6 protein-coding genes are annotated in these 5,115 nt (G+C 50.6%); 5 read left to right on the forward strand and 1 reads right to left on the reverse strand.

Translation table 11 applies throughout. The annotated features are described in order from the left end of the window. The 4 genes from HOK28_04695 to HOK28_04710 all read left to right on the forward strand — a co-directional run. Window positions 1-1,185, forward strand: a 1,185-nt coding sequence (locus HOK28_04695) for an MATE family efflux transporter (protein MBT6432366.1), incomplete at its 5' end; no start/stop codon positions are given. A 140-nt stretch (window positions 1,186-1,325) separates the two neighbouring features. Beyond that, window positions 1,326-2,315 (forward strand): 1-acyl-sn-glycerol-3-phosphate acyltransferase, encoded by a 990-nt coding sequence (locus HOK28_04700; GenBank protein ID MBT6432367.1) that lies wholly within the window; start codon window positions 1,326-1,328, stop codon window positions 2,313-2,315. A gap of 15 nt (window positions 2,316-2,330) precedes the next feature. Beyond that, window positions 2,331-2,741, forward strand: a complete 411-nt coding sequence (locus HOK28_04705; protein ID MBT6432368.1) for a hypothetical protein — start codon at window positions 2,331-2,333, stop codon at window positions 2,739-2,741. Then, window positions 2,738-3,370 (forward strand): hypothetical protein, encoded by a 633-nt coding sequence (locus HOK28_04710; protein MBT6432369.1) that lies wholly within the window; start codon window positions 2,738-2,740, stop codon window positions 3,368-3,370. Before HOK28_04705 ends, HOK28_04710 begins: the two co-directional genes overlap by 4 nt. On the opposite strand, the gene HOK28_04715 is transcribed toward HOK28_04710, so the two are convergent. Further along, window positions 3,367-3,924, reverse strand: coding sequence for a sel1 repeat family protein (locus tag HOK28_04715; GenBank protein ID MBT6432370.1), 558 nt, complete (start codon window positions 3,922-3,924; stop codon window positions 3,367-3,369). The genes HOK28_04710 and HOK28_04715 overlap by 4 nt on opposite strands. Window positions 3,925-4,046: 122 nt before the next feature. Between HOK28_04715 and HOK28_04720 the strand changes: the two genes are divergently transcribed. Continuing rightward, window positions 4,047-5,115, forward strand: a 1,069-nt coding sequence (locus tag HOK28_04720) for an MATE family efflux transporter (GenBank protein ID MBT6432371.1), incomplete at its 3' end; no start/stop codon positions are given.

Consider the following 5,115-nt stretch of genomic DNA (forward strand, 5'->3'; position numbering starts at 1 on the left):
AGCATCACGCACCTTGCTGGTGTGGCTCTGGCTTCAGTTCTTTTTGATTACCTCTATTGGTCATTCGGCTTTTTGAGAATGGTCACCACCGGGCTCACTGCGCAATCTCTTGGCGCGAATGATTTTATTGCGGTGGACAGAGTGCTGTGGCGTGGTTTGTTTGTCGCCGCCTCTTTAGCGTTGCTGATTGTCTTATTTCAATCGTCCATTGCAGACCTCGGTTTTTGGATGCTTCGTGGTGAAGCAGGAGTTGAGTTCTCCGGGCGGGAGTATTTTGACGCTCGAATTCTTGGGGCACCGGCGGTTCTATTTAACTACGTTTTGATAGGGTGGTTGTTAGGGCGAGAGCGGAGCAAGGATGCACTGGTACTAAGCGCTGTGGGAAACGGTATGAATATCGTCCTCGACTACTGGTTTATTTACGAATTGAATTTGGCAAGCGCTGGCGCCGGTTGGGCCACTGCCCTTAGTCAATATATTATGCTCGCCATGGGCATTGTTATGATGGCTCGTCTCGGCAAAAGTGCACCTCTTAAAATTGTGTTTTCTGAGTTTTGGGACCGACAAGCGTGGAAGCGCCTTTTTGGTCTAAATGGCGATATGATGGTTCGTACCATTGCGCTTCAGACTGCTTTTGCTGTCTTTACGAATGGGAGTGCGCTTTTGGGTACAGGTATTTTGGTGGCCAATGCGGTACTGTTAAAAGTGTTATCTATCGCGTCATTTTTTATCGACGGCTACGCATACGCTACGGAAAGTTTGGCTGGCATTTACGCGGGCTCAGGTGACAAGAAAAACTTGAAGAGCTTGCTCACGCTAACCATGTGGGCGAGTGAGATTACTGGCATCATTCTTGTCACCGCCTTCGTGGCATTCCCGAACACAATGTTTGGCGTGATGACGGATCACCAGATGATTTTAGATACCGTTGGCCAATACATGTATTGGCTCTATCCCGTGGTCGGGTTGGGGGCCTTGGCCTATGCACTTGATGGCTATTTTATTGGACTTACGTTGAGCGGTCCGATGAGGCGGTCCATGCTTTTCGCAGTAGCCTCATTCCTCCTTTTAGCGGGCTTGGCGGCGATGCTCGAGAACAACCATGTTCTGTGGGCTGCATGGTCTGCATTTATGGGGGTTCGGCTGGTTACTTTGTGGCGTCAGGCGCCTGCCACGTGGTCGTAATTCCGTAGACCGAGAGCGATCATCTTAGGGCGCAGTTAAGGCAGCGGCACTGAATTTAACGATTCATCATGCCAAAAGGCAGTGCGCACGACCTGACGAGATGGTATCCGCCGAGGAAACCAGTTTACTGGAGTGGAAAGATGGTTGATGAACAACATCTGCGACGAGTGAAAATCAGTGCGCGGCCCCTGGGCCAGCGTACCGTGGCGCATATCTTAGGCGTCATGTACGAAGTGCCGTCTAAAACCAATATCGTCATTGAGGGCCTAGAGAATCTACCATCGGACCAAGGTGTGATGCTCGCGCTCAACCATACCGACCGTTACAACTATTGGCCTCTGCAGTACGACTTATGGCGTACCGGATATGAGCGAATGACCCTGGCTTGGGTTAAGGCAAAATATTACGAGAATAAACTTCTGGGCCGTTTTTTCGACCTCTGTAACAATCTTCCACTGCCAAGCCTTGGCTATGTCATTTTAAAAGATGCTTATGCGGTTTTAGAGCGTAAAATGTCCGACGATGAGTATCGCGTTGTGCGAGATTTAGCGGACGCGAAAATTGGCCAGGAAGAAGCCCTCGATAAAGCGACGGACGATGTTCGACATCTCCTCACAAAACGAAGAGGCGACTTCGACCCAAGCAATGAAGGTTACTTCGAGTTCATTAATCGTTGGAACGACCGCCTGATGGGCGCTGTTGAAGACCGTACACTCGAAGCGCTGCATGAAAAGAAAAATCATGTCATCGTATTTCCGCAAGGTACCAGGTCAGTGCGCTTGTTGCCTGCTCGAACGGGGATGATTCAGTTTGCGCTTCGGCACAATGTTCCAATCGTTCCGGTCGGCAGTAATGGATGCGAGAAGATATATCCAACGGGTAACCCGTGGGCGAAGGGCGGCACGGTAACTTATCGAATCGGTCAGCCTCTTACGGTGGATAATGCATTCGCGCCTTTTCGAATCGACGAACCTTTTAAGCCTTTTACAAAAGAAGCTCGCGCACATGATGCGAAGCTTGAGGGGGCCGCCCAGCAGCTTACTCTAGCGATCGATGAGCTGCTAGACGAACCCTACAAGATGGCCCGTGACGGCGCCGATGCCGGTAGCCGAGCCGACCGTCTTATGTAGATGACAGGATACGATATGACAGACGCGCCACAGGAAGAGCCTCAGCAGGAAAATGCAAGCAACTTCAGCTTAGGAACTTGGGTGTTTGGCATGGTGCTTGGTGGTCTCATTTTCGGATTGACTTACGGGTTATGCCTTTTGACGGCTGACGAGTCTGCCAAAGAATTGGGAGTCCCGCAGGATACCGCATTGTGGACCGGCCTATGTGTGGCATTGGGGACCATCTGGGTTAGCCTCGCCGTGAATATCACAAGGCAAGCTATTCGAGTGGGGATGGTCGTTGGGCTTACTTCAGGGATGATTTTAGACGGCATGGGTTCTCCTGCCTGGCTTGCCGTTGGTTTACCTATTGTGCTCGGTTTACTCGTTTTTTGGCTGCACCGTAAAAAAGAAGACGTTGAGAGCATTGGTGATATCCTCAAATGATGAGTGATGTTAAGGTTCTTATATTCGATATCGGTGGCGTACTTGTGCGCATCCATCATGAACTCGTATCGGCCATCCTAGCCGTTGGTTGGACCGGAGAGATTCCCGAATTAAAAAACCCGGATGCATTCAACGTAGCCAATCGATTGTATCATGCTGGCTCCATCAGCCGGCAGATCTTGGCTATGAGGATATCGGAACAGCTCGATAATAAAGTAGACCTTGGAACTTTGTTGGCGGCGCACGACGCAATTTTGCGCGAGGAATACACTGGCGCAGCCCAAGTGGTTAAAGACGTGCAAGCCATAGGCGTTAAGACCGCGGTTCTCTCAAATACCTGTGCAAGTCATTGGGGTAGGTTGGCGGCCCTTTCGGCGGTGTCCTTGGCGAGTAAGGACCATTGCTTTTTGTCATTCGAGATGGGGCTGGTAAAGCCTGACGACCTTATCTACCAATCTGTGGAAGAATCGCTGGGTTTACTTCCCCATGAAATAGCATTTGTAGATGACTCATTGCTGAACGTTGAAGCTTCTAAAAAAAGGGGATGGGTGTCAGGCTCAGTACCCGCGTCCCGAGAGGGCTCAGAAGAATTACGACAGGCATTAGTTGGCCTTGGTTTACCGCTCTAGTTAAGTTCTTTAAGCAGCGAACAGGCGGCTTCGTGACCTGCGGTACAACCCGTCTTAAAGAGTTTGGTAGCCCGCTCGGCATCTGGGGCAACGGCGACGCCTTCCTGGTAAAGCATCCCAAGCCGTGTGCAGCTATCAGCCACGCCGTCCGTGCAGGCAATGTCTAAGTATTTTAAGGCACTGGCTTGGTCTAAAGGTACGCCCAGCCCTTGAAGGTGTAAGTTTCCAAGATCAAGGCAGCTTAATGCGTCCTGGTTTTGGCAAGCCGTTTTAAGAAGCCCCGCCGCGTATACAAATGGTTGGTTCGTGCTTTCTTGTGAGAGGGCTTGGTCGACATCGCCGGAGCTGGTCGTGGCGCTGAGTGCGTAGAGCGCCCATTCAAGGCAGGCACGCCCTTGTTGTTCTTGGTCGCACCTTGATTGACAATCCTTGAGGCCCTCGCACGCAGGTTGTGAGGAGCTTAAGTAGTACTGAATGGACGGTGCTTGCGGTAAAGGGGTAGATGCGCAGGCGAAGAGAAACAGCGTTGACGTCCAGAGAATAAAGTTTTTCATGCCAGCAGGTTAGCTGGGAACGATGTTTATGGAAAGGGTCTTCGGGCTCTGGCTTCTTTAAATCTCAATAATATCGTACAATTAGCTTTCCGATGAGGGTCCCTCGGGGTATGTCTTACGTCATGTCGTATGCAATTTCCACAGACCAGAAAAAACGTTATAAAAGAATTCTCAGTTTGGGACTCCCTATTGTTGGTGGGATGATCTCACAAAACGTCATCAATCTTGTTGATACGGCGATGGTTGGAAGCCTTGGGGACGTTGCGCTGGCTGCGGTCGGTACCGGGAGCTTTATCGCATTCATGGCCGTTTCGGTGGTGATGGGTTTGTCCACAGGCGTACAGGCAATCGTGGCGAGACGTGTTGGAGAGGGTAATACCAAGGATGTGGCAACGGCGCTAAACGGTGCACTGATTGTGGCTGTGATCAGTGGGCTCATTTTGTCTACGCTCTATTGGCTTAGTGCCGAAACCATATTCACCTGGGTAAATAAAGACCCTGATGTTTTGGCCATGGGCGTGCCTTACATTGAGTTACGTGTGTGGACGATTACCGCCGTTGGAATCAATATGTCATTTCGCGGTTTTTGGAATGGCACCGACCGGTCCGTTCTTTACCTCAAGACGTTGGTCTTTATCCATTCATCGAACATTTTGCTGAACTATATATTTATTTTCGGTAACTGGGGTTTTCCAGCAATGGGGACTCAAGGTGCTGCAGTGGGTACGACTGCAAGTATGTTTATGGGTTGCGGTTATTACTTTTACCTTGGTTTCAAGCACGCCAAACACCAGGGTTTTTGCATGAAGCGCTGCACCCGGCCGGTGTTACGGTCGCTCTTACGGTTGACCATTCCCAACAGTCTGCAGCAGTTGTTTTTTGCCACCGGCTATACGGTGTTGTTTTGGATCATCGGTCAAGTGGGCACCGCCGAGACCGCCGCGGCGAATGTTTTGGTTAATCTCATGCTTGTGGCAATTCTACCATCTATCGCTTTCGGGCTTGCTTCAACGACCTTGGTTGGGCAGGCAATGGGCCGGTCAGATATCGAGGATGCTTATCGTTGGGGCTGGGATGTGGTCAAAGTAGCCAGCGTCATTTTGCTACTCCTTGGAATTGCGATGTTTGTTTTCCCGCGCCTTTGGTTGGGGATCTTTCTGCATAACCCCGAGACCTTAGAGTTGGCGAGAT

This window comes from Deltaproteobacteria bacterium, assembly GCA_018668695.1.
Lineage (GTDB): Bacteria > Myxococcota > XYA12-FULL-58-9 > XYA12-FULL-58-9 > JABJBS01 > JABJBS01.